This is a genomic window from Cupriavidus sp. Agwp_2, assembly GCF_040784895.1.
In the GTDB taxonomy this organism is placed as follows: Bacteria; Pseudomonadota; Gammaproteobacteria; order Burkholderiales; family Burkholderiaceae; genus Cupriavidus.
In genome coordinates, this window is the sequence record NZ_CP088083.1 from 426,418 (window position 1) to 447,291 (window position 20,874).

Genomic DNA, 20,874 nt, shown 5'->3' on the forward strand with positions numbered 1-20,874 from the left:
ACTGCTGTGACCAATACGAGCAGCCCCAGTGAGCTGGGCAAGCCGCCGAGCGAAGGCGTAAACAGGACCGTTGACGGAAACACCCGGCATGCCGAGGGCTCGCTCTCGCTGGGCATGATCGGCAACTGCGCGATTTCCGCGCTGGTAGACGGCCGCGGGCGCATTGTCTGGTCTTGCCTGCCGCGCTTCGACGGCGACCCTGTCTTCAACGCGCTGCTGGACCCAAGCGAGAACGCCGGCCATTTCTCGATCGAGATCGAGGATTACCACAGCGCCACCCAGTGGTACGAGCCCAATACGGCGGTGCTGCGCACGCGGTTGACCGACACGCACGGCAACTGCCTGGAGATCACCGACTTCGCGCCGCGCTTCTTCCGGCTCGGGCGCTATTTCCGCCCGACCACGCTGATCCGCCGCATCCGCCCCGTCCGCGGCGCGCCTCGCGTGCGCGTAGTGGTGGCGCCGCGTTTCGAATGGGGCCGCAAGGCGCCGGAGATCACGCGCGGCAGCAGCCACGTGCGCTATATCGGCGACTCGATGACGCTGCGCATGACCACGGACGCGCCGCTGGCCTACGTGCTGTCGCACACGCCGTTCCTGGTTACGCGCGGGCACAACTTCATCCTGGGCCCGGACGAGACCCTGGCGCATGGCGTGGAAGAGATCGCGCGCGACTTCGAGCAGGAAACCACGGCCTACTGGCGCCTGTGGAGCCGCCGCCTGGCAGTGCCGCGCGAATGGCAGGACGCAGTGATCCGCGCTGCCATCACGCTGAAGATGTCGCTGTATGAAGAGACCGGCGCCATCGTCGCCGCGATGACCACCAGCATCCCCGAGGCCCCGGGCAGCGGCCGCAACTGGGACTACCGCTTCTGCTGGCTGCGCGACGCTTTTTTCGTGGTGCGCGCGCTCAACAGCCTGTCCGAAGTCGGCACTATGGAGGACTACCTGCGCTGGCTTTCCAACGTGGTGATGCAGTCGCAGGATGGCCATATCCAGCCGCTGTATGGCATCGGCCTCGAACGCGAGCTGCCGGAAAGCATGCTCGATCACCTGCCCGGCTACCGCGGCATGGGACCGGTGCGCGTGGGCAACCAGGCGCAGGAGCACTTCCAGCATGACGTCTATGGCAACGTGGTGCTGGGCGCGGCGCAGGCCTTCCATGACCACCGGCTGCTGCACCGCGGCGGCCCGGCCGAGTTCCGCCGGCTGGAAGAGGTGGGCGAACAGGCGGTGAAAGTCTTCGGCACGCCCGATGCCGGCATGTGGGAGCTGCGCACGCGCGCCCGTGTGCATACCTCGTCGGCGCTGATGAGCTGGGCGGCGTGCGACCGGCTGGCCAAGGTCGCCGAGAAGCTGCAGATCGCCACGCGGGCGGCGTACTGGCACGACCATGCCAACCGCATGAAAGAGCAGATCCTGGCCGAGTCGTGGAGCGAATCGCGCCAGGCCTTTGCCGAAAGCTTCGGCGGGCGCGAGCTCGACGCCAGCGTGCTGCTGATGGCCGAGGTCAATTTCATCGATCCGCGCGACCCGCGCTTTATCGCCACGGTGAAAGCGCTGGAGACTTCGCTGTGCGACGGGCCCTACATGCGCCGCTACGAGGCCCCCGACGATTTCGGCAAGCCGGAGACAGCTTTCAATATCTGCACCTTCTGGCGTATCGACGCGCTGGCGCGCATCGGCCGGCGCGACGAGGCGCGCGAGATCTTCGAATCGATGCTCGCCGCGCGCAACCCGCTCGGTTTGCTGTCCGAGGACACCCACCCCGTGACCGGCGAGATGTGGGGCAATTTCCCGCAGACCTACTCGATGGTCGGGCTGATCAACGGCGCGATGCGGTTGTCGGCGCCGTGGGACTCGGTGATCTGATGCCGCACCCTGCGATTCCGCCACGCCGCATGGCACAAGAACAAAGGACACCAGAAAACAACATATGCCAAGACTCGTAGCGGTATCCAACCGTGTCGCAGATCCGCGCAACGTGGCCGCCGGCGGCCTTGCCGTGGCGCTTTCCGAAGCCTTGCGCCAGACCGGCGGAATGTGGTTCGGCTGGAGCGGCAAGGCGCTGGACTCCGCCCAGGGCGGTACCCCCGGCGAAGGCGACCTGCACCTGCAGCAGGCCGGCAACGTGACGCTGGCCACGGTCGACCTGAGCCGCGAAGACCATGACGCCTATTACCTGGGCTACAGCAACGGCGTACTTTGGCCGGTGTTCCATTACCGGCTCGACCTGGCCGACTTCGATTCCAACTTCCTGAACGGATACCGCCGCGTGAACCAGCTGTTCGCGCGCAAGCTGGCGCCGCTGCTCAAGCCCGACGACGTCATCTGGATCCACGACTACCACCTGATCCCGCTGGCGTCCGAGCTGCGCGCGATCGGCTGCGGCCAGAAGATCGGCTTCTTCCTGCATGTGCCGCTGCCGCCGCGGCTGATCCTGGCAGCCATCCCGCAGCACGAGTGGCTGATGCGGGCGCTGTTCGCGTACGACCTGCTCGGCTTCCAGAGCCAGGCCGACGTGGACCACTTCTCGCGCTACGTACAGGCCGAGGCCCAGGCCGAGCCAATGGGCGAGCACCGCTATCGCGCCTTCCACCGTACGGTGCGGGCGCAGGCGTTCCCGATCGGGATCGACGTGGACGAGTTCATCGAACTCGGACGCGGCGAGGAAGCGCAGGAAACCTACGAGATGATGTGCGGCCAGTACGCGCGCCGCCGGCTGCTGCTCGGCATCGACCGGCTCGATTACTCGAAGGGGTTGCCGCAGCGGCTCAAGGCGTTCTACCGGCTGCTGGCGGAATACCCGGAAAACCGGATGAGTGCCACGCTGGTGCAGATCGCCGCGCCTTCGCGCGAATCGGTCGATGCCTATGTGGACTTGCGCAGCGAGATGGAGCGGTTGTCCGGCGCGATCAATGGCGAGTTCGGGGAGCTGGACTGGATGCCGGTGCGGTATATCCATCGCACCACCGCGCGCAAGCGCCTGCCTGGACTATGCCGCGCCAGCCGCGTGGCGTTGGTGACGCCGCTGCGCGATGGGATGAATCTGGTGGCCAAGGAGTTTATTGCCGCGCAGGATGCGGAGGATCCGGGGGTGCTGGTCTTGTCGCGTTTTGCCGGCGCGGCGGAGCAGTTGAAGGAGGCGCTGCTGGTGAATCCCTACGATACCCGTGCGACTGCGCAGGCGATCCAGCAGGCGCTGCATATGCCGCTGGCCGAGCGCCAGTCGCGGCACCAGAAGTTGCTGGAGCGGATTCGGGCGCAGGATGTGCATTGGTGGAGTAGTGAATTCTTGCGCGCGCTGGCTGAGACCGAGGGCGGTTGATTTCTTTGCTGCCTGCCTGTTTGGGAGTGGGCTATGAGTGAGGATCTGGGGTCGCAAACTTGCACGCCATGCCGGGGCGGGGTGCCGCCGTTGACGCCTGACGAGGCTGAGGCGTTATTGCCGCAGGCGCCGGGATGGGATCTGGTGGATGGGGCTACGCGGTTGGAGAGGCGTTTTGCTTTTGGCAATTTCGCCGAGGCACTGGCGTTTGTTGGACGCGTCGGGCAGCTCGCGGAAGAGCAGGGGCATCATCCGGAGATCAGCTTTGGTTGGGGGCATGCCACGGTGTCGTGGCGGACCAAGAAGATCAAGGGGCTGCATCGGAATGATTTCATCATGGCGGTGAAGACTGGGGAGTTGGTGGGGTAGGTCTTGTTGTTCATGTGCTGCTGTTGCTGCTGTTGCTGCCCAGCCGCCAGGCACAGAAGCCACCAGACAAAAAAATCACCCCAAATCCCCAGGCGTATCAATATCCCGAAACGCCCCTTCATCCTCAGTCAATATCCGCGTCACCGGCTTCCCCTGAAGAAAAGCCCGCGCCCCTTCATCCCCATCGAGTCTGAGCAGGTCATCCCGCCAGGCAGCACCAAAGCCCACGGGATGCCCCCGCTGCCCATTGCGCCATGGCGCGGCAATCGTCTCCGGCGTGGTAATCGTCAGCGCCACCGCCCGCACCAATTCCAACGGCAACCAAGGCATATCAGCCAGCGCAACAACCCAACCCCGCGCATCAGGCGTAGCCGCCACCGCCGCGCGCAACGCAGCCCCCATGCCCAATTCGGCGTCGGCCGATTCGAGCACGCGGCAACCCCCACGCTTGAGTTCTTCCGCCAATGCGGGATTGCCCGGACGAATCACCGCAATCGAATCCGGCAACGCCGCGGCCAACGTACGCGCACTGCGCCACGCTACGGTGCGCCCACCGGGCAACATTTCAAGCAGCTTGTTCCGTTTGCCGGCGGCATCGAAGCGTCGGCCAAAACCAGCCGCCAGCAAAATCCCGGTAGGCAGGTCGGTGCGAAGCAGGGGAGCATTGGGGGCGGCAGTCATGGCGGGCACTCGGTTATCACTCGTCAGGCAGACGGGCCAGCGGCAACGTCGCAGCTGCTGCCGGTGCCGGCAGCCATCTCGCGCGCGGCCTTGGCGCCTTCCACCTGCAGGATGTCAGGCAGCGACACATGGTTCTTGGCGGCAACCACTTCCGCCAGGATCGAGATGGCGATCTCCGGCGGCGTGCGGCTGCCGATATAGATCCCGACCGGCCCATGCAGCCGCGCCAGCTGCAGCTCGGTCAGATCGAATTCCTTCAGCCGCTCGCGCCGTGTCTGGTTGTTGCGGCGCGAGCCAAGCGCGCCCACATAGAAGGCATTGGTGCGCAGCGCTTCCATCAGCGCCAGGTCGTCCAGCTTGGGATCGTGCGTCAGCGCAATCACCGCGCAGCGCTCGTCCAGCTTCATGTCCATCACGGTGTCGTCCGGCATGGTGCGCACCATGGTCACCCCGGGGATGTCCCACGTCTCCGTGTATTCCTCGCGCGGATCGCACACGGTGACCTGGAAGCCCAGCCCCACCGCGATCTGGCACAGGTACTTGGACAGCTGCCCCGCGCCGATCACCAGCATGCGGTAGCGCGGGCCGTGGATGGTCAGCAAGGTCTTGCCGTCGAAGACCAGCCCGTCGGTCGCACTGGCAGGCCCCAGCGTGGCGGCTCCGGTGCTCATGTCGAGCGTGCGCGCGACCAGCCGGCCGTTCTCCACCGCGTCGAGCAAATCAGCAATGCCGCTGGCCGGCTTGAGCGGCTCGGTGACCAGTTCGATGGTGCCGCCGCAGGGCAGCCCGAAGCGGTGGGCTTCCTCTGCGCTGATGCCGTACTTGACTGCCTCGGGCTGGTCCGACGTGATGCCTTGCCGGCGCACGCGGTCGATGATGTCGTCTTCGATGCAGCCGCCCGAGACCGAGCCGACTACCAGGCCGTCGTCGCGCACCGCCAGCATCGCGCCTTCCGGGCGGGGCGACGAGCCCCAGGTGCGCACCACGGTGACCAGCAGCACGCGATGGCCCTGTTGTTGCCACTGCACGCTGTTCTTCAGGACTTCGAGATCCACGCTGTCCATGATCGTTTCCGCTTCGGCTCCTCTGTCTGTTCGCTTGTTTCGCTATTACCAGCAGCTGCGGCGGGGGCGCCCTCGGCCGCTGGTGTTTCTTGTGTGGTGTCCGGTGTTACCGCCTCGGTGAAGCGCGCAAAGAAGGTATCCGCCAGCTTGCGTGCCGCGGCATCCACCAGCCGCGAGCCGATCTGTGCGATCTTGCCCCCCACATGGGCGTCGACGGTGTAGCTCAGCACGGTCTCGTCGCCATCGGGTTCGAGCCTGACGCGGGCGGTGCCCTTGCCGAATCCGGCCGCGCCACCCTGGCCGTCGAAGCGGATGGTGTAGCTGTCCGGAGCCTGGATATCCTCCAGCGCCATGCGGCCCTTGAAGCGCGCCTTGACCGGGCCTACCGCGGCCGTCATGGCCACCAGGTAGGCGTTTTCGCCGTCGGGCTCGATACTCTCACATCCGGGGATGCATTGCTTGAGCAGCTCGGTGTCGTTGAGGGCTTCCCATGCCACCTGCTGGGGGATCGGCAGGCGCTGGCTCTGGTTCATTTCCATGGCGGGGCTTCCTTTCTTGGTGGGTTGGGGGCGCCGGCCCGCACCGGGCCGCCCTGGTCGGACAGCAGGGATTCGAGCGCCAGCAGGCTGTCCAGGTTATGTGCGGGACGCAGCGTGTCGACATGCGGCAGGATCGCCTGCACGCCGCGCGCCTGCGGCGTGAATCCAGGGTAGCGCAGCAGCGGATTGAGCCAGACGATGCGGTGCGCAAAGCGGCGCAAGCGAGCCATTTCGTCGCCGAGCAGGTCGATATGCTCGTGGTCGAGGCCGTCGGTGACCAGCAGCACGGTGGCGCGGCCGGACAGCGTGCGGCGCGCCCAGTGGCGGTTGAAGCTCGCCAGCGCGGCGCCGATACGGGTGCCGCCGGCCCAGTCGCGCACCTGGGCCGTGATCACGGCGACGGCCTCGTCAGGGTCGCGTTCGCGCAGCGAGCGGGTGATGTTGGTCAGCCGCGTGCCGAACAGGAATACCGACAGCCGCTCGCGCGACTGCATCAGCGCATGGCAGAAGTACAGCACCGCGCGCGAGTACTGGCTCATGGAGCCGGAGATATCGAGCAGCAGCACCACCGGCGGCTTGCGCTCGGCGTGCTTGCGGAATTTCCAGCGCAGCCATTCGCCGTGCTGGCGCACTGCCAGGCGCGCGCTGGCGCGCAGGTCGGCATGGGTGCCGCAGGTGGCGGCGCGCAGCCGGCGCGTTCGCTGCAGTGCAAGATGGGCGCGGCGGGTGCGCACCAGATGCTGCAGTGCGCGCCATTCCTGCGCGGTCAGGGTTTCGAAATCGCGTTGTGCCAGGCGCTCCTGGTCGGAGAAGGTCAGCGGCACGTGGATGCGCTCCGCCTCTGCCTGGGCCGGGCGCGATGGCATTTCCGGCTGGCGCGCGGCCAGCGCATCGGCGAGCCGGTTGCTGCGCTTCGGCGGCGGCGCGCCCGCGTCGACGCGCGGCAGCAGCAGCGCGCGCAGCTTGCCCTCCCAGTCGGGATCGCGCCAGAACAGGTCGAAGGCGGCATCGAACAGTGGCCGCTGGTCGGGGCCGGACAGCACCAGTGCCGCCAGTGCGGCGCGTACTTCGTCGCGGCGGCCGATATCGATCAGGCGCAGCGCTGTCAGTGCATCCACCGCGTGCGCCGGCGACAGGGCAAAGCCGCCGTCGCGCAGCAGCCGCATGAAGTGGGTGACGTTGCGCGCCAGCACCGGCAGTCCCGCTTGAGGACCGCCGCTGCGCGCCGCGGCGTGCAGCATGGGCACGGTTCAGCCTCCCGGCGCGGCGCCCGCCAGCAGTTCCGCCACGGTGGGGCCGTCGACGCGCGCCAGGTCGTCCTGGTATTTGAGCAGCACGCCGAGCGTGTCGCGCACCGACTGCGGGTCGAGCTCGGTCACCCCCAGCGCCGCCAGCGCGCGGCACCAGTCGATGGCTTCGGCAATGCCGGGCGCCTTGAACAGGTCGATGCCGCGCAGCCGGTGCACGAAGTCGATCGCCTGCGCCTGCAGCGCCGCGGCGGCCTCGGGTGCGCGCGCGGCCACGATCTGCAATTCACGGTCGCGGTCCGGATAGCCGACCCATTGGTACAGGCAGCGGCGCTTGAGCGCGTCGTGGACCTCGCGCGTGCGGTTGGAGGTGATCACGATCAGCGGCGGACGCTCGGCGCGGATCACGCCGATCTCGGGGATCGAGACCTGGAATTCGGAGAGCACTTCGAGCAGGAAGGCTTCGAAGGGTTCGTCGGCGCGGTCGATCTCGTCGATGAGCAGCACGCGTGGCACGCCCGGCGCGGCGGGGTCGGGCAGCAGCGACTCCAGCAGCGGGCGCTTCAGCAGGTAGTCGTCGTGGTACAGCGATTGCGCCTCGGGCCGCTCGCCGCGGGCTTCGGCCAGGCGCAGCGCCATGATCTGGCGGGGGTAGTCCCATTCGTACAGCGCGCTCGCGGCATCGAGTCCTTCATAGCACTGAAGCCGCAGCAGACGGGTGCCGAGCACGCCCGCCATGGCTTGTGCCAGCGCGGTCTTGCCGACGCCGGGCTCGCCTTCGAGGAACAGCGGGCGCTGCATGCGCAGGGCAAGGTAGAGCACCGTGGCGGTTTCGCGGTCGGCGAAGTATTGCTGGTGTTCGAGTCTGGCGAGGGTGTCGTCGATGGAGGTGGGGAGCATGAAGCGTTTGTATGTGCCGACGCTCTAGCGCGCCGTCGGTTTGCTCCCCTCTCCCGCTTGCGGGAGAGGGGCAGGGGAGAGGGCAGGAGGTTCGCCCTCGATAACGCCTGATTCAGGCGCGGGCCCTCTCTCCCCGACCCCTCTCCCGCCGGGCGGGAGAGGGGAGACAATATGCGGCAGTGGAGAAACGCTACCCCTTCACCGCCGCCTCCACCGCCCTTGCCGCCAGCACCGGAATCAGATGAGCCCGGTACTCCGCCGACGCATGCAGGTCCGTATTCAGCTTCCCTGCATCGACCTTCACCCCACGCGCCGCCTGCGCGCTGAAGTTGGCCGACAGCGCCTGCTCCAGCGGCTGGCAACGGAACACACTGTCGGCAGCGCCGGTGACCGCCACGCGCACCGTATTGCCGGAGCGCGCCACCATCACCCCCACCAGCGCAAAGCGCGACGCCGGATTGCGGAACTTCACATAAGCCGCCTGATCCGGGATGGGAAAGCGCACTGCGGTGATCAGCTCATCCGGTTCCAGCGCGGTCTCATACAGCCCCCTGAAAAAGTCATCCGCCGCGATGCTGCGCCGGTCGGTGACCACGGTAGCGCCCAGCCCCAGCACGGCCGCCGGGTAGCAGGCCGCCGGATCGTCATTCGCCAGCGCGCCGCCGAGGGTGCCCATCGCCCGCACCTGCCGGTCGCCGATGCCACCGGCCAGTGCCGCCAGCGCGGGAATGCGCTGGCGCACCTCAGCGTTCTCGGCCACGTCGGCATGGCGCGCGGCGGCGCCGATGACGATCTCTTTGCCGTCGACGCGGATTTCGGCCATGCCGGGAATGCGTGCCACGTCCACCAGCGTGGAGGGCGACGCCAGCCGCAGCTTCATCGCCGCCAGCAGGCTCTGGCCGCCGCCAAGGAACTTGGCATCGGGATCGGCCTTGAGTTTGGCCACCGCCGCCTTGGCATCCGCGGCGCGTTCAAAGTTGAATGCGTACATGTCGGTTTCCTTTGCGGTACGGGTCAGGGCCGGGCGGCCTGGATCGCCTGCCACACGCGGTGCGGCGTGGCGGGCATCTGCATGTCCTTTACGCCCAGCGGCGACAGCGCATCGATCAGCGCGTTGATGAACGCGGGCGGTGACCCGATCGCGCCGGCCTCGCCGCAGCCCTTCACGCCCAGCGGGTTGTGGGTGCACGGCGTGCCGCTGGCGGTCTCGACGGTGAAGTCGGGCAGGTCGCCGGCGCGCGGCATGGCGTAGTCCATGTAGGAACCGGTCAGCAGCTGGCCGCTGTCGTTGTCGTACACGCACTGCTCCAGCATGGCCTGGCCCAGCCCCTGGCCGATGCCGCCATGCACCTGGCCTTCGACGATCATCGGGTTGATGATGTTGCCGAAGTCGTCGACCGCGGTGAACTTGACCACCTGCGACTCGCCGGTGTCAGGATCGACTTCCACCTCGCAGACGTAGGCGCCCGATGGATAGGTGAAGTTGGTCGGGTCGTAGAACGCGTTCTCGTTCAGGCCGGGCTCCAGCTTGTCGAGCGGGTAGTTGTGCGGCACGTAGGCGCTCAGCGCGACTTCGCCGAAGGTCTTGGTGCGATCCGTGCCGGCCACGCGGAACACGCCGTCGCTGAACTCGATGTCGCTGTCAGATGCCTCCAGCAGGTGCGCGGCGATCTTCTTGGCCTTGGCCTCGATCTTGTCGAGCGCCTTGACGATGGCCGAGCCGCCCACCGCCAGCGAACGCGAGCCGTAGGTGCCCATGCCGAACGGCACGCGGCCGGTATCGCCGTGAACGATCTCGACCTGGTCGAGCTGCAGCCCGAGGCGGTCGGCCACCACTTGCGCGAAGGTGGTCTCGTGTCCCTGCCCGTGGCTGTGCGAGCCGGTGAAGACCGTCACGGTGCCGGTAGGATGCACGCGGATCTCGCCGACTTCGAACAGGCCGGCGCGTGCGCCCAATGCGCCGGCGATGTTGGACGGCGCAAGGCCGCAGGCTTCGATGTAGCAGGAATAACCGAGGCCGCGCAGCTTGCCGCGCTGCTTCGCCTCATCGCGCCGGGCCGGGAAGCCCTTGACGTCGGCCAGCTCCTGCGCGCGCGCCAGGCACGGCTCGTAGTCGCCGGTGTCGTAGGTCAGGCCCACCGGCGTGGCGTACGGGAACTGGCGGATGAAGTTCTTGCGGCGCAGTTCGGCCGGGTCGGTATTCAGCTCGTGCGCGGCGGTCTCGACCAGCCGCTCGACCACGAAGGTGGCTTCGGGCCGCCCGGCGCCGCGGTAGGCGTCGACCGGCGCGGTGTTGGTGAACACCGACTTGACCTCGGCATAGATCGCCGGGGTCGAGTACTGGCCGGCCAGCAGCGTCGCATACAGGATGGTCGGCACGCTGCTGGCAAAGGTCGACAGGTACGCGCCCATGTTGGCGACCGTATGCACGCGCATCGCCAGGAACTTGCCGTCAGCGTCGAGCGCCAGCTCTGCCCTGGTCACGTGGTCGCGGCCATGCGCGTCGGTCAGGAAGGACTCGGAACGGTCCGCGGTCCACTTGACCGGTCGGCCGACCTTCTTCGAGGCCCAGGTCAGCGCGACGTCTTCCGGATACAGGAAGATCTTGGAGCCAAAGCCGCCGCCTACATCGGGCGCGATGATGCGCAGCCGCGATTCCGGCAGCCCCAGCACGAACGCGCCCATCAGCAGGCGTTCGACGTGCGGGTTCTGGTTGGCGACGTAGACGGTGTAGCTGTCGTCCTGGCGCGCATAGCTGGCGTTGACCGCGCGCGGCTCGATCGCGTTGGGGATGAGCCGGTTGTTGACGATCTCCAGCGTGGTCACGTGCGCGGCCTTGGCGAAGGCGGCATCGGTGGCGGCCTTGTCGCCGTGGCCCCAGGTGTAGCAGGTGTTGGCCGGCACGTCGTCGTGCACCAGCGTCGATGCCGACGCGGCATCGGCGGCGCGGACCACGGCGGGCAGCTCTTCGTAGTCGACCTCGATCTTCTCGGCGGCGTCGCGCGCCTGCTGCAGCGTCTCGGCGATGACCAGCGCCACCTGGTCGCCCACGTGGCGCACCTTGCCCTGGGCGATGACCGGGTGCGGCGGCTCTTTCATCGGCGAACCGTCGATGCTGTGGATCAGCCAGCCGCAGGGCAGGCCGCCGACCTTGTCGGCGGCGAGGTCATCGCCGGTCAGCACGGCGATCACGCCGGGCGCGGCCAGCGCCTCGGTCTTGTCGATCGAACGGATGCGAGCATGCGCATAAGGCGAGCGCAGGAAATACGCGTAGCTTTGCTGCGGCAGCACGATGTCGTCGGTGTACTGGCCGTTGCCGGTCAGGTAGCGGAAGTCTTCCTTGCGCTTGACCGGTGCGCCCACCAGGCGCTGGCTCTCGGGTGCGTTCATGGCGTCTCCCCCTTATTCAGCGCTGGCGGCCGTGGCTTGCATGGCCGCCTGGCCTTGCTGCACCGCACGCACGATGTTGTGGTAACCGGTGCAGCGGCACAGGTTGCCTTCCAGGTGAGCGCGGATGGTGGCGGCGTCGGCGCCGGGATGCTCCTGGACGAGCGCGGTCGCGCTCATCACCATGCCCGGCGTGCAAAAACCGCATTGCAGCCCGTGGCAGTCGCGGAAGGCTTCCTGCATCGGGTGCAGGCCATTGCCAGCCCGGTCACCGGCCAGCCCTTCGATGGTGGTCACGGTGGCGCCGTCCGCCTGCAGCGCCAGGATGTTGCACGACTTGACCGCCCGGCCATCCAGGTGGACCGTGCAGGCGCCGCACTGCGCGGTGTCGCAGCCGACGTGGGTGCCGGTCAGGCGCAGCTGTTCGCGCAGGAACTGGACCAGAAGGGTGTTGGGTTCTACCTGCGCGTCAACGGGCTTGCCGTTGACCGTCAGGCGGATCGGAATCGCCATGCTTGTCTCCATGTGGGGTGGACGCGCATGACCAATTCCCAGATCCCGAAAGCAACTGCGCGGGACTGGCCACGACGCGGTACTGCCGCTTAAGACGGCTATAGGACGGCTATTTCGTGATATTGGTGCTGCCGCTGCAACTGCTCTGGGTGCGCCAGCGAACGCTGCGGCCGGCGCTTTGGCACGGCCGGCGAACGTTTGGCCGCGACAGGCTCTAACAGTTAATCACAAATCCGTAACAGGTGCCATGAGGTTTGCCCGCGCCCCATCCGGGGTAGGGGCCTCGCCTCGGAGCGGCTGGGCCGCTGCTAGAATGGCCCGGCCCTCCCGCCTGCCCCGACATGGAAGCCTTCTTCGACTGGCTCTTTCAAACCGTCGCCTTGCCCAAGGTGGGCCTGCCCGCGATCTTCGTGGTCAGCCTGGTGTCGGCCACGCTGCTGCCGCTGGGCTCGGAACCGGCTGTGTTCGGCTACGTCAAGTTAAATCCCGAGATGTTCTGGCCGGCAGTCCTGGTGGCCACCGCCGGCAATACCGTGGGCGGCGCGATCGACTGGTGGCTGGGCTACGCGGCCAAGCTGGCGCTGGTGCGCTACCACCTGCGGCGCCGGGCGCGCGAGCACGAACTGGAGCACGAACAGCACCGGAAGCACGCGCGCAAGCCGCCCAAGCCCAAGCTCGATGCCAAGTATTTCCGCTGGATGCGCCGGCTGGGTCCGCCCACGCTGCTGCTCTCGTGGCTGCCGGGGATCGGTGATCCTTTGTGCACGCTGGCCGGCTGGCTGCGTTTGTCGTTCTGGCCGAGCCTGGCCTGGATGGCGGTTGGCAAGTTCCTGCGCTACCTGGCAATGACTGCCAGCCTGCTATGGATTCCCGACAGTTTTTGGCAGAACATTGCGCAAACGGTCAAGTCATTCTTCTGATAAAAGTGCGCCGTGAAGCCTATTTCATGTGATGCAGGCACCGCCGGGTCACGCCTAATCCCTTGTTCCGACAAGGATTCCGCTTTGTTGCAATGCGGCGAAACCGGGCCTTGCAGTACAATCGCCCTTTAATGAACGATTCGCGCACTGTCCCCGTGCGCAGCAGGAAGCGGTCCCCCCATGAACGCCCCACTCGTGCTCGACGCCAAGCTCGCCGCGCAGGACGCCCCGCCGCGCCTGCGTGAAATTCCTTATAACTACACGTCCTTCTCGGACCGCGAGATTGTCATCCGCCTGCTGGGCGAGGAAGCCTGGCGCATCCTGGACGAGCTGCGCAGTGAGCGCCGCACCGGCCGCTCGGCCCGCATGCTGTACGAAGTGCTGGGCGATATCTGGGTGGTTCGCCGCAACCCCTACCTGCAGGACGACCTGCTGGAAAATCCAAAGCGCCGCCAGATGCTGGTCAGCGCGCTGCACCACCGCCTGAACGAGATCGAGAAGCGCCGCGCCGCCGACCGTGCCGAGCACGCCGAGCCCGCCGCCGAGGATCGTTCGCACCGCGTGGAGCAGCTGGTCGCCTTTGCCAAGCAGGCGATCGAGGACTTCAAGAACGAATTCGCCGCCGCCTATGACCTGCGCAAGCGCGCGCAGCGCGTGCTGGGCAAGGTCACCCAGAAAGACAACATCAAGTTCGATGGCCTGTCGCGCGTGTCGCACGTGACCGACGCCACCGACTGGCGCGTGGAATACCCGTTCGTCGTCCTGACCCCGGATACCGAGGAAGAGATCGCTGGCCTGGTCAAGGGCTGCTTCGAGCTCGGCCTGACCATCATCCCGCGCGGGGGCGGCACCGGCTATACCGGCGGCGCCGTGCCGCTGACGCCGATGAGCGCGGTGATCAATACCGAGAAGCTGGAACAGCTGGGGCCGGTCGAGCAGACCGACCTGCCGGGCGTGCCGCACAAGGTCGCCACCATCTTCTCCGGCGCCGGCGTGGTGACGCGCCGCGTGGCCGATGCGGCCGACAAGGCCGGACTTGTCTTTGCGGTCGACCCGACTTCGATCGATGCCTCGTGCATCGGCGGCAACGTGGCCATGAACGCCGGCGGCAAGAAGGCCGTGCTGTGGGGCACCGCGCTGGACAACCTGGCCTGGTGGCGCATGGTGGACCCGGAGGGCAACTGGCTGGAAATCACCCGGCTGGACCATAACCTGGGCAAGATCCACGACGTGCCGGTGGCCACCTTCGAACTGAAGTGGTCGGACGGCAACCGCGCCCCGGGCGAGAAGGTGCTGCGCACCGAGACGCTCGCGATCGAGGGCCGCAAGTTCCGCAAGGAAGGCCTGGGCAAGGACGTCACCGACAAATTCCTGGCCGGCCTGCCTGGCGTGCAGAAGGAAGGCTGCGACGGCATCATCACCAGCGCGCGCTGGATCCTGCACCGCATGCCGAAGTTCATCCGCACGGTCTGCCTGGAGTTCTTCGGCCAGGCGCGCGACGCCATCCCGAGCATCGTCGAGATCAAGGACTTCCTCGACGCCGAGACGAAGAAGCCCGGCGGCGCCATCCTGGCAGGCCTGGAGCACCTGGACGAGCGTTACCTGCGCGCGGTCGGCTACGCCACCAAGAGCAAGCGCAACGCCTTCCCGAAGATGGTGCTGATCGGCGATATCGTCGGCGACGATGAAGACGCCGTGGCGCGCGCCACCTCGGAAGTGATCCGCATGGCCAACGGCAAGAGCGGCGAAGGCTTTATCGCCGTCAGCCCCGAGGCGCGCAAGAAGTTCTGGCTCGACCGTTCGCGTACCGCCGCCATCGCGCGGCACACCAACGCCTTCAAGATCAACGAAGACGTGGTGATCCCGCTCAACCGCATGGGCGAGTACACCGACGGCATCGAGCGCATCAATATCGAGCTGTCGATCAAGAGCAAGCTGCAGCTGGTCGACGCGCTGGAAGCGTTCTTCGCGCGCGGCAACCTGCCGCTGGGCCGCAGCGACGACGCCAACGAGATCCCCAGCGCCGAGCTGCTGGAAGACCGCGTGCAGCACGCGCTGACACTGCTGCGCGAGATCCGCGCGCGCTGGCGCTATCTGCAGGACCACCTGGACACGCCGCTGGCGCAGGCCAGGGCCTCGCTGATCGGGCATGGGCTGGGGCTGCTGGGCCAGGAGTTCGAGGCGCGGCTGCACCAGCAGCCGGACGCCAACGTGTTCCACCTGCTGCAGGACCGCACCATCCGCGTGTCGTGGAAGAACGAGATCCGCGCCGAGCTGCGCAAGATCTTCAACGGCGGCGAATTCAAGCCGATCCTGGACGAGGCGCAGAAGATCCACAAGCAGGTGCTGCGCGGCCGCGTCTTCGTGGCGCTGCACATGCACGCCGGCGACGGCAACGTGCACACCAACATCCCGGTCAACTCCGACGACTACGACATGCTGCAGGACGCGCACCGCGCGGTGGCCCGCATCATGGACCTGGCGCGTTCGCTGGACGGCGTGATCTCGGGCGAGCACGGCATCGGCATCACCAAGCTGGAGTTCCTGACCGAGGAAGAGATCGGCGACTTCCGCGCCTACAAGGCCAAGGTCGACCCGCAGGGCCGCTTCAACAAGGGCAAGCTGTTGCCTGGCGCCGATCTGCGCAATGCCTACACGCCGTCGTTCGGCCTGATGGGGCACGAGTCGCTGATCATGCAGCAGAGCGACATCGGCGCCATTGCCGAAAGCGTCAAGGACTGCCTGCGCTGCGGCAAGTGCAAGCCGGTGTGCGCCACGCACGTGCCGCGCGCCAACCTGCTGTACAGCCCGCGCAACAAGATCCTGGCGACCTCGCTGCTGGTCGAGGCCTTCCTGTATGAAGAGCAGACCCGCCGCGGCATCTCGGTCAAGCACTGGGACGAGTTCTCCGACGTGGCCGACCACTGCACCGTGTGCCACAAGTGCGTGACGCCGTGCCCGGTCAAGATCGACTTCGGCGACGTGTCGATGAACATGCGCAACCTGCTGCGCAAGATGGGGCAGAAGAAGTTCAACCCCGGCACGGCGGCGTCGATGTTCTTCCTGAACGCCACCAACCCCGAGACCATCAACCTGACCCGCAAGGTCATGATCGACTGGGGCTACAAGGCGCAGCGCCTGGGCAACGAGGTGCTGAAGAAGCTGGCGAAGAAGCAGACCGCGCATCCGCCCGCCACGGTGGGCAAGCCGCCGGTACGTGAGCAGGTGATCCACTTCATCAACAAGAAGATGCCGGGCAACCTGCCCAAGAAGACGGCGCGCGCGCTGCTCGACATCGAAGACAACGAGATCGTGCCGATCATCCGCGACCCGAAGGCGACCACGCCGGAATCGGAAGCGGTGTTCTACTTCCCGGGCTGCGGCTCGGAGCGGCTGTTCTCGCAGGTCGGGCTGGCGACGCAGGCGATGCTGTGGCACGTCGGCGTGCAGACCGTGCTGCCGCCGGGCTACCTGTGCTGCGGCTATCCGCAGCGCGGCAGCGGCCAGTACGACAAGGCCGAGAAGATCGTCACCGACAACCGCGTGCTGTTCCACCGCGTGGCCAACACGCTGAACTACCTCGACATCAAGACCGTGGTGGTCAGCTGCGGCACCTGCTACGACCAGCTCGCCGGGTATGAATTCGAGAAGATCTTCCCCGGCTGCCGCATCATCGATATCCACGAGTATCTGCTGGAGAAGGGCGTCAAGCTGGAGGGCGTGACCGGTACGCGCTACATGTACCACGATCCCTGCCACACCCCGATCAAGACCATGGACCCGACCAAGCTGGTCAACGACCTGATGGGCGGCAACGCGGGGCTGGGCAAGATCGAGAAGAACGAGCGCTGCTGCGGCGAGTCGGGCACGCTGGCGGTGACGCGTCCTGACATTTCGACGCAGGTCCGCTTCCGCAAGGAAGAGGAAATGACCAGGGGCGCCGACAAGCTGCGCGCCGACGGCTTTACCGGCGACGTCAAGATCCTGACCAGCTGCCCGTCGTGCCTGCAGGGTCTGTCGCGCTACAAGGAAGATGCGTCGGTGCAGGCGGATTACATCGTGATCGAGATGGCCAAGCACCTGCTGGGAGAGAACTGGATGCCTGAGTACGTGGCGAAGGCCAATGCGGGTGGCATCGAGCGGGTGCTGGTGTAAGCCATCGCCATGACGCGTTCTCCGAACTGCCCGCTTTGCGAAACCGACGGCGGCGAACTGGTCTGGATGGGCGACCGCGCCCGCCTGATCCTGGTCGAGCATGACCGCTTCCCCGGCTTCTGCCGCATCGTCTGGAACGACCACGTGGCAGAACTGACCGACCTCGACGAGGCCGACCAGGCCTGGCTGATGCGGCTGGTGGCGCGCGTGGAGCGCGTGGTGCGCGAGGTGATGGCGCCCGGCAAGGTCAACCTGGCGGCGTTCGGCAACATGGTGCCGCACCTGCACTGGCACATCATTCCGCGCTACCGCTGGGACACGCATTTCCCCGAGGCGATCTGGGCGGCGCCGCAGCGCGCGGCGGACAGCGTGCGCGTGCAGGAGCTGGCCAGCCGGCTGCCGGCGCTGCGTACGGCACTTTCGCTGATCGAAGCCAACGACGCCTGAAGCGGGCGTGGAACCCGCGCCGGCCTGCAACCGTCTGAATGCTGTTGCCGCCGCGGTCGCGCCCGCGCGCCGCGGCACGAGAACAACATGCCCGGCCACGCATCCCGCTGGCGGGCCAGAAAGCTGCCGCTATGTCCTCGACCCCGACTTCCGTCACCGTACCGGGCCCTGCCGTTCCTGCCAAGGCCCTCAAGATCCAGAGCCGGCTGCGCATGGCCGCGACCTGGGCGCTGATCAAGCCCTACTGGAAATCCGACGATCGCGTCGCCGGCCTCGGCCTGCTGGCGCTGGTGGTCGTGCTCAACCTGGGCATCGTCTACATCAACGTGCTGCTCAACGAGTGGAACCGCGTGTTCTACAACGCGCTGGAGCAGCGCGACTACGCCTCGTTCAAGGTGCTGCTGCTGCGGTTCTCGTGGATCGCGGCGTTCTTCATCGTGGCGGCGATCTCGCGCCAGTACTACACCATGATGCTGCAGATGCGCTGGCGTACCTGGATGACCGGCCGCTTCATGGGCCACTGGCTCGGGCACCAGGCCTACTACCGCATCGAGCAGACCCATACCACCGACAACCCCGACCAGCGGATCGCTGACGACTTGCGCCAGTTCACCGACGGCGCGCTGTCGCTGTCGCTCGGGCTGCTCAACTCGGTGGTGACGCTGCTGTCGTTCGTTGGCATCCTCTGGACGGTGTCCGGGCCGATCAGCTTTGCGCTGGGCGGCACCGAGTGGACCATCCCCGGGTATATGGTCTGGTTCGCGGCTGGCTATGCGGTGATCGGCTCGCTGGTGGCGCACGTGGTCGGCCGCCCGCTTATCGGGCTGAATTTCCAGCAGGAACAGTACGAAGCGGATTTCCGTTTCACGCTGGTGCGCCTGCGCGAGAACAGCGAGCCGGTGGCGCTGTACCGCGGCGAGCCGACCGAGCAGGCCGGCCTGCGCGCGCGCTTCGACCGCATCCGCGCCAACTGGAACCAGCTGATGCGCTATACGCGGCGGCTGACCTTTGTCAGCTCCGGCTATGCGCAGTTCGCCATCATCTTCCCGATCCTGGTGGCGGCGCCGCGCTACTTCGCCGGCAAGATGACGCTGGGCGGGCTGATGCAGACCAGCTCGGCGTTCGGGCAGGTGCAGGGGGCGCTGTCGTGGTTCGTCGACAGCTATGCCACGCTGGTGGGCTGGAAGGCCGCGGCCAACCGCCTGATCGATTTCCAGGAAGCGATCCGCGTGGCCGAACGCCAGGACCAGGCCCCCGGCGGCACGCGCGACGTCGAGGTCGAGCATACCGGCAAGCCGCAGGAAGGCATCGTGATCGACGGCCTGGCGCTGGCGCTGCCGGTGCGCGCCGCCCGCGGCAGCGCCGTCGGCCAGCGCCCGCTGGTCGCGCCGTTCTCGCTGTCGGTCGCGCCGGGCGAGCGCTGGCTGGTGAGCGGCCCGTCAGGCTGCGGCAAGAGCGTGCTGTTCCGCGCGCTCGCCGGCATCTGGCCTTATGGCAGCGGCACCGTGACCATGCCCGAGGGCAAGCGCATGCTGTTCCTGCCGCAGCGCAGCTACCTGCCGATCGGCACCCTTGCCGACGCGCTGGCCTACCCCGATGCCGGCACCGAGCACAGCTCGGAAGCCCTGCAGGTGGCGCTGCGCCAGGCGCGGCTGGCGGCGCTGACCGACCAGCTCGACGTGTTCGACAACTGGTCGCTGCGGCTGTCCCCGGGCGAGCAGCAGCGGCTGGCGTTCGCGCGCGCGCTGCTGCAGAAGCCCGACTACCTGTTCCTGGACGAAGCCACCAGCGCCCTCGACGAAGACACCGAAGGCGTGATGTACCGGCTGATGGTGGAGTCGCTGCCGGACGCGGCCATCGTCAGCATTGCGCACCGCAGCACGGTGGCGGCCTTCCACGGCCGGCGCCTGCGCTATGTGCCGCAGGATGGGGAGGCGGCGCGGGCTGCGCAAGCCGGCGAGCCTGGGGTAAGCTATCGGGTCGTAAGCGAAGCGTGATGCGGCGCGAGGCGGCGCCTGGGGCGCCGCTCGTCGTGTCGCCGCGCCGGATTCCTATATAGAGAGAGCGCCCGTCACCCGGGCCGCGAATCATCATGGCAGGCCTGGACAAAGACACCCCCCATCCCACCGCACTGACCGTCCATACGCAATCGCGCGTGCTGGAGGTCGGCTTCGACAACGGCCGCAGCTTCCGGCTGCCGTTCGAGCTGCTGCGCGTGTATTCGCCATCGGCGGAAGTGCAGGGCCACGGCCCCGGCCAGGAAATCCTGCAGACCGGCAAGCGCGACGTCGTCATCAGTGCCGTCGAGCCGGTGGGCAACTACGCCATCCTGATCCGCTTCAGCGACGGCCACGACACCGGCATCTATTCGTGGGAACTGCTGTACCGGCTGGGCGACCAGCAGGACGCGCTGTGGCAGGACTACCTGAAGCGCCTGGAAGCCGCCGGCGTCGATCGCGATACCCCCATGCCTGGCGCCGGCGCTGCCGGCGGCCACGGCTGCGGCCACCACCATTGAGCCGCCCCCGACAATCCTGGAGTCTGAGAAATGAGTGAAACCCACTTCGGGTTTGAGAAAGTCGACGAAACGGAAAAAGCCGACAAGGTCGCCGGCGTGTTCCATTCGGTGGCGAGCAGGTATGACGTGATGAACGACCTGATGTCGGGCGGCATGCACCGGCTGTGGAAGATGTTCACCATTGCCCAGGCCAATGTCCGGCCCGGCCACAAGGTGCTGGACATCGCCGGCGGCACCGGCGACCTGGCCAAGGCATTCGCGAAGCAGGCCGGCCCGACCGGCCAGGTCTGGCTGACAGACATCAACGAGTCGATGCTGCGCGTCGGCCGCGACCGGCTGCTGAACAAGGGCATCGTGACCCCGGTGGCGCTGTGCGACGCCGAGAGGATCCCGTTCCCCGACAACTACTTCGATCTGGTCACGGTGGCGTTTGGCCTGCGCAACATGACGCACAAGGACGCCGCGCTGGCCGAGATGCGCCGCGTGGTCAAGCCGGGTGGCAAGGTCATGGTGCTAGAGTTCTCCAAGGTGTGGAAACCGCTGGAGAAGGCGTATGACGTCTATTCTTTCAAGGTACTGCCCTGGCTGGGCGAGCGCGTGGCAGGGGATGCCCCCAGCTATCGCTATCTCGCGGAATCGATCAGAATGCATCCAGACCAGGTCTCACTTGTACGCTTAATGGAACATGCGGGCCTGGAAAATGTCGAATACTTCAATCTGACGGCCGGAGTGGTGGCGCTCCACGTCGGGCGGAAGTATTAAGAACACTTGAAATCGCCATGCCTCGCCCACACATGGGTGAAACT

General features: G+C 66.9%; 17 protein-coding genes. 9 read left to right on the plus strand and 8 right to left on the minus strand.

The genetic code is table 11. From position 1 onward, the window contains the following. Positions 1-6: 6 nt before the first annotated feature. The 3 genes from LPA45_RS02010 to LPA45_RS02020 all read left to right on the plus strand — a co-directional run bounded on the left by LPA45_RS02010 (position 7) and on the right by LPA45_RS02020 (position 3,697). Positions 7-1,872, plus strand: coding sequence for a glycoside hydrolase family 15 protein (locus LPA45_RS02010; protein WP_116317070.1), 1,866 nt, complete (start codon positions 7-9; stop codon positions 1,870-1,872). A gap of 64 nt (positions 1,873-1,936) precedes the next feature. Further along, positions 1,937-3,328 carry an alpha,alpha-trehalose-phosphate synthase (UDP-forming) gene (gene otsA, locus LPA45_RS02015; protein ID WP_116317071.1) on the plus strand — a complete coding sequence of 464 codons (1,392 nt, stop codon included), beginning with the start codon at positions 1,937-1,939 and terminating at the stop codon, positions 3,326-3,328. Positions 3,329-3,361: 33 nt separating this feature from the next. Continuing rightward, positions 3,362-3,697: a 4a-hydroxytetrahydrobiopterin dehydratase gene (locus LPA45_RS02020; RefSeq protein WP_116317072.1), complete on the plus strand. Its 336-nt coding sequence runs from the start codon at positions 3,362-3,364 to the stop codon at positions 3,695-3,697. A gap of 75 nt (positions 3,698-3,772) precedes the next feature. Here LPA45_RS02020 and LPA45_RS02025 read toward each other — a convergent pair whose 3' ends face one another. The 8 genes from LPA45_RS02025 to LPA45_RS02060 all read right to left on the minus strand — a co-directional run bounded on the left by LPA45_RS02025 (position 3,773) and on the right by LPA45_RS02060 (position 12,028). Beyond that, positions 3,773-4,378: an NTP transferase domain-containing protein gene (locus tag LPA45_RS02025; protein WP_367394859.1), complete on the minus strand. Its 606-nt coding sequence runs from the start codon at positions 4,376-4,378 to the stop codon at positions 3,773-3,775. A 23-nt stretch (positions 4,379-4,401) separates the two neighbouring features. Further along, positions 4,402-5,442 (minus strand): XdhC family protein, encoded by a 1,041-nt coding sequence (locus LPA45_RS02030; protein WP_116317074.1) that lies wholly within the window; start codon positions 5,440-5,442, stop codon positions 4,402-4,404. After that, positions 5,415-5,981 (minus strand): CoxG family protein, encoded by a 567-nt coding sequence (locus LPA45_RS02035; RefSeq protein WP_116317075.1) that lies wholly within the window; start codon positions 5,979-5,981, stop codon positions 5,415-5,417. The genes LPA45_RS02030 and LPA45_RS02035 overlap by 28 nt, the downstream gene beginning before the upstream one ends. Then, on the minus strand, positions 5,972-7,222 hold the full coding sequence (locus LPA45_RS02040) for a VWA domain-containing protein (protein WP_367395005.1): 1,251 nt from the start codon (positions 7,220-7,222) through the stop codon (positions 5,972-5,974). Before LPA45_RS02040 ends, LPA45_RS02035 begins: the two co-directional genes overlap by 10 nt. 9 nt (positions 7,223-7,231) lie before the next feature. Next, on the minus strand, positions 7,232-8,128 hold the full coding sequence (locus LPA45_RS02045; protein WP_317923655.1) for a MoxR family ATPase: 897 nt from the start codon (positions 8,126-8,128) through the stop codon (positions 7,232-7,234). 190 nt (positions 8,129-8,318) lie between these two features. Next, positions 8,319-9,119 (minus strand): xanthine dehydrogenase family protein subunit M, encoded by an 801-nt coding sequence (locus tag LPA45_RS02050; protein ID WP_317923654.1) that lies wholly within the window; start codon positions 9,117-9,119, stop codon positions 8,319-8,321. A 23-nt stretch (positions 9,120-9,142) separates the two neighbouring features. After that, entirely contained in the window at positions 9,143-11,518 is a 2,376-nt protein-coding gene (locus tag LPA45_RS02055) for a xanthine dehydrogenase family protein molybdopterin-binding subunit (RefSeq protein ID WP_116317079.1), read from the minus strand. A gap of 12 nt (positions 11,519-11,530) precedes the next feature. Beyond that, the gene (locus LPA45_RS02060) at positions 11,531-12,028 is read right to left on the minus strand and encodes a (2Fe-2S)-binding protein (RefSeq protein ID WP_367394860.1); all 498 of its coding nucleotides are present in this window, start codon (positions 12,026-12,028) and stop codon (positions 11,531-11,533) included. Between the two features lie 341 nt (positions 12,029-12,369). Between LPA45_RS02060 and LPA45_RS02065 the strand changes: the two genes are divergently transcribed. From LPA45_RS02065 to ubiE, 6 genes are all read left to right on the plus strand, one after another. Then, positions 12,370-12,948 carry a YqaA family protein gene (locus LPA45_RS02065; protein ID WP_116317081.1) on the plus strand — a complete coding sequence of 193 codons (579 nt, stop codon included), beginning with the start codon at positions 12,370-12,372 and terminating at the stop codon, positions 12,946-12,948. Between the two features lie 180 nt (positions 12,949-13,128). Next, the gene (locus LPA45_RS02070) at positions 13,129-17,103 is read left to right on the plus strand and encodes a DUF3683 domain-containing protein (RefSeq protein WP_367394861.1); all 3,975 of its coding nucleotides are present in this window, start codon (positions 13,129-13,131) and stop codon (positions 17,101-17,103) included. Positions 17,104-17,112: 9 nt separating this feature from the next. Then, positions 17,113-17,550: an HIT family protein gene (locus LPA45_RS02075; protein ID WP_367394862.1), complete on the plus strand. Its 438-nt coding sequence runs from the start codon at positions 17,113-17,115 to the stop codon at positions 17,548-17,550. A 131-nt stretch (positions 17,551-17,681) separates the two neighbouring features. After that, positions 17,682-19,547, plus strand: coding sequence for an ABC transporter ATP-binding protein/permease (locus tag LPA45_RS02080; RefSeq protein WP_116317813.1), 1,866 nt, complete (start codon positions 17,682-17,684; stop codon positions 19,545-19,547). Between the two features lie 95 nt (positions 19,548-19,642). Then, positions 19,643-20,068: a DUF971 domain-containing protein gene (locus tag LPA45_RS02085; protein WP_317923650.1), complete on the plus strand. Its 426-nt coding sequence runs from the start codon at positions 19,643-19,645 to the stop codon at positions 20,066-20,068. Between the two features lie 30 nt (positions 20,069-20,098). After that, complete coding sequence (gene ubiE, locus LPA45_RS02090; protein ID WP_317923649.1) at positions 20,099-20,830, plus strand: bifunctional demethylmenaquinone methyltransferase/2-methoxy-6-polyprenyl-1,4-benzoquinol methylase UbiE; 732 nt, start codon at positions 20,099-20,101, stop codon at positions 20,828-20,830. Positions 20,831-20,874 lie beyond the last annotated feature (44 nt).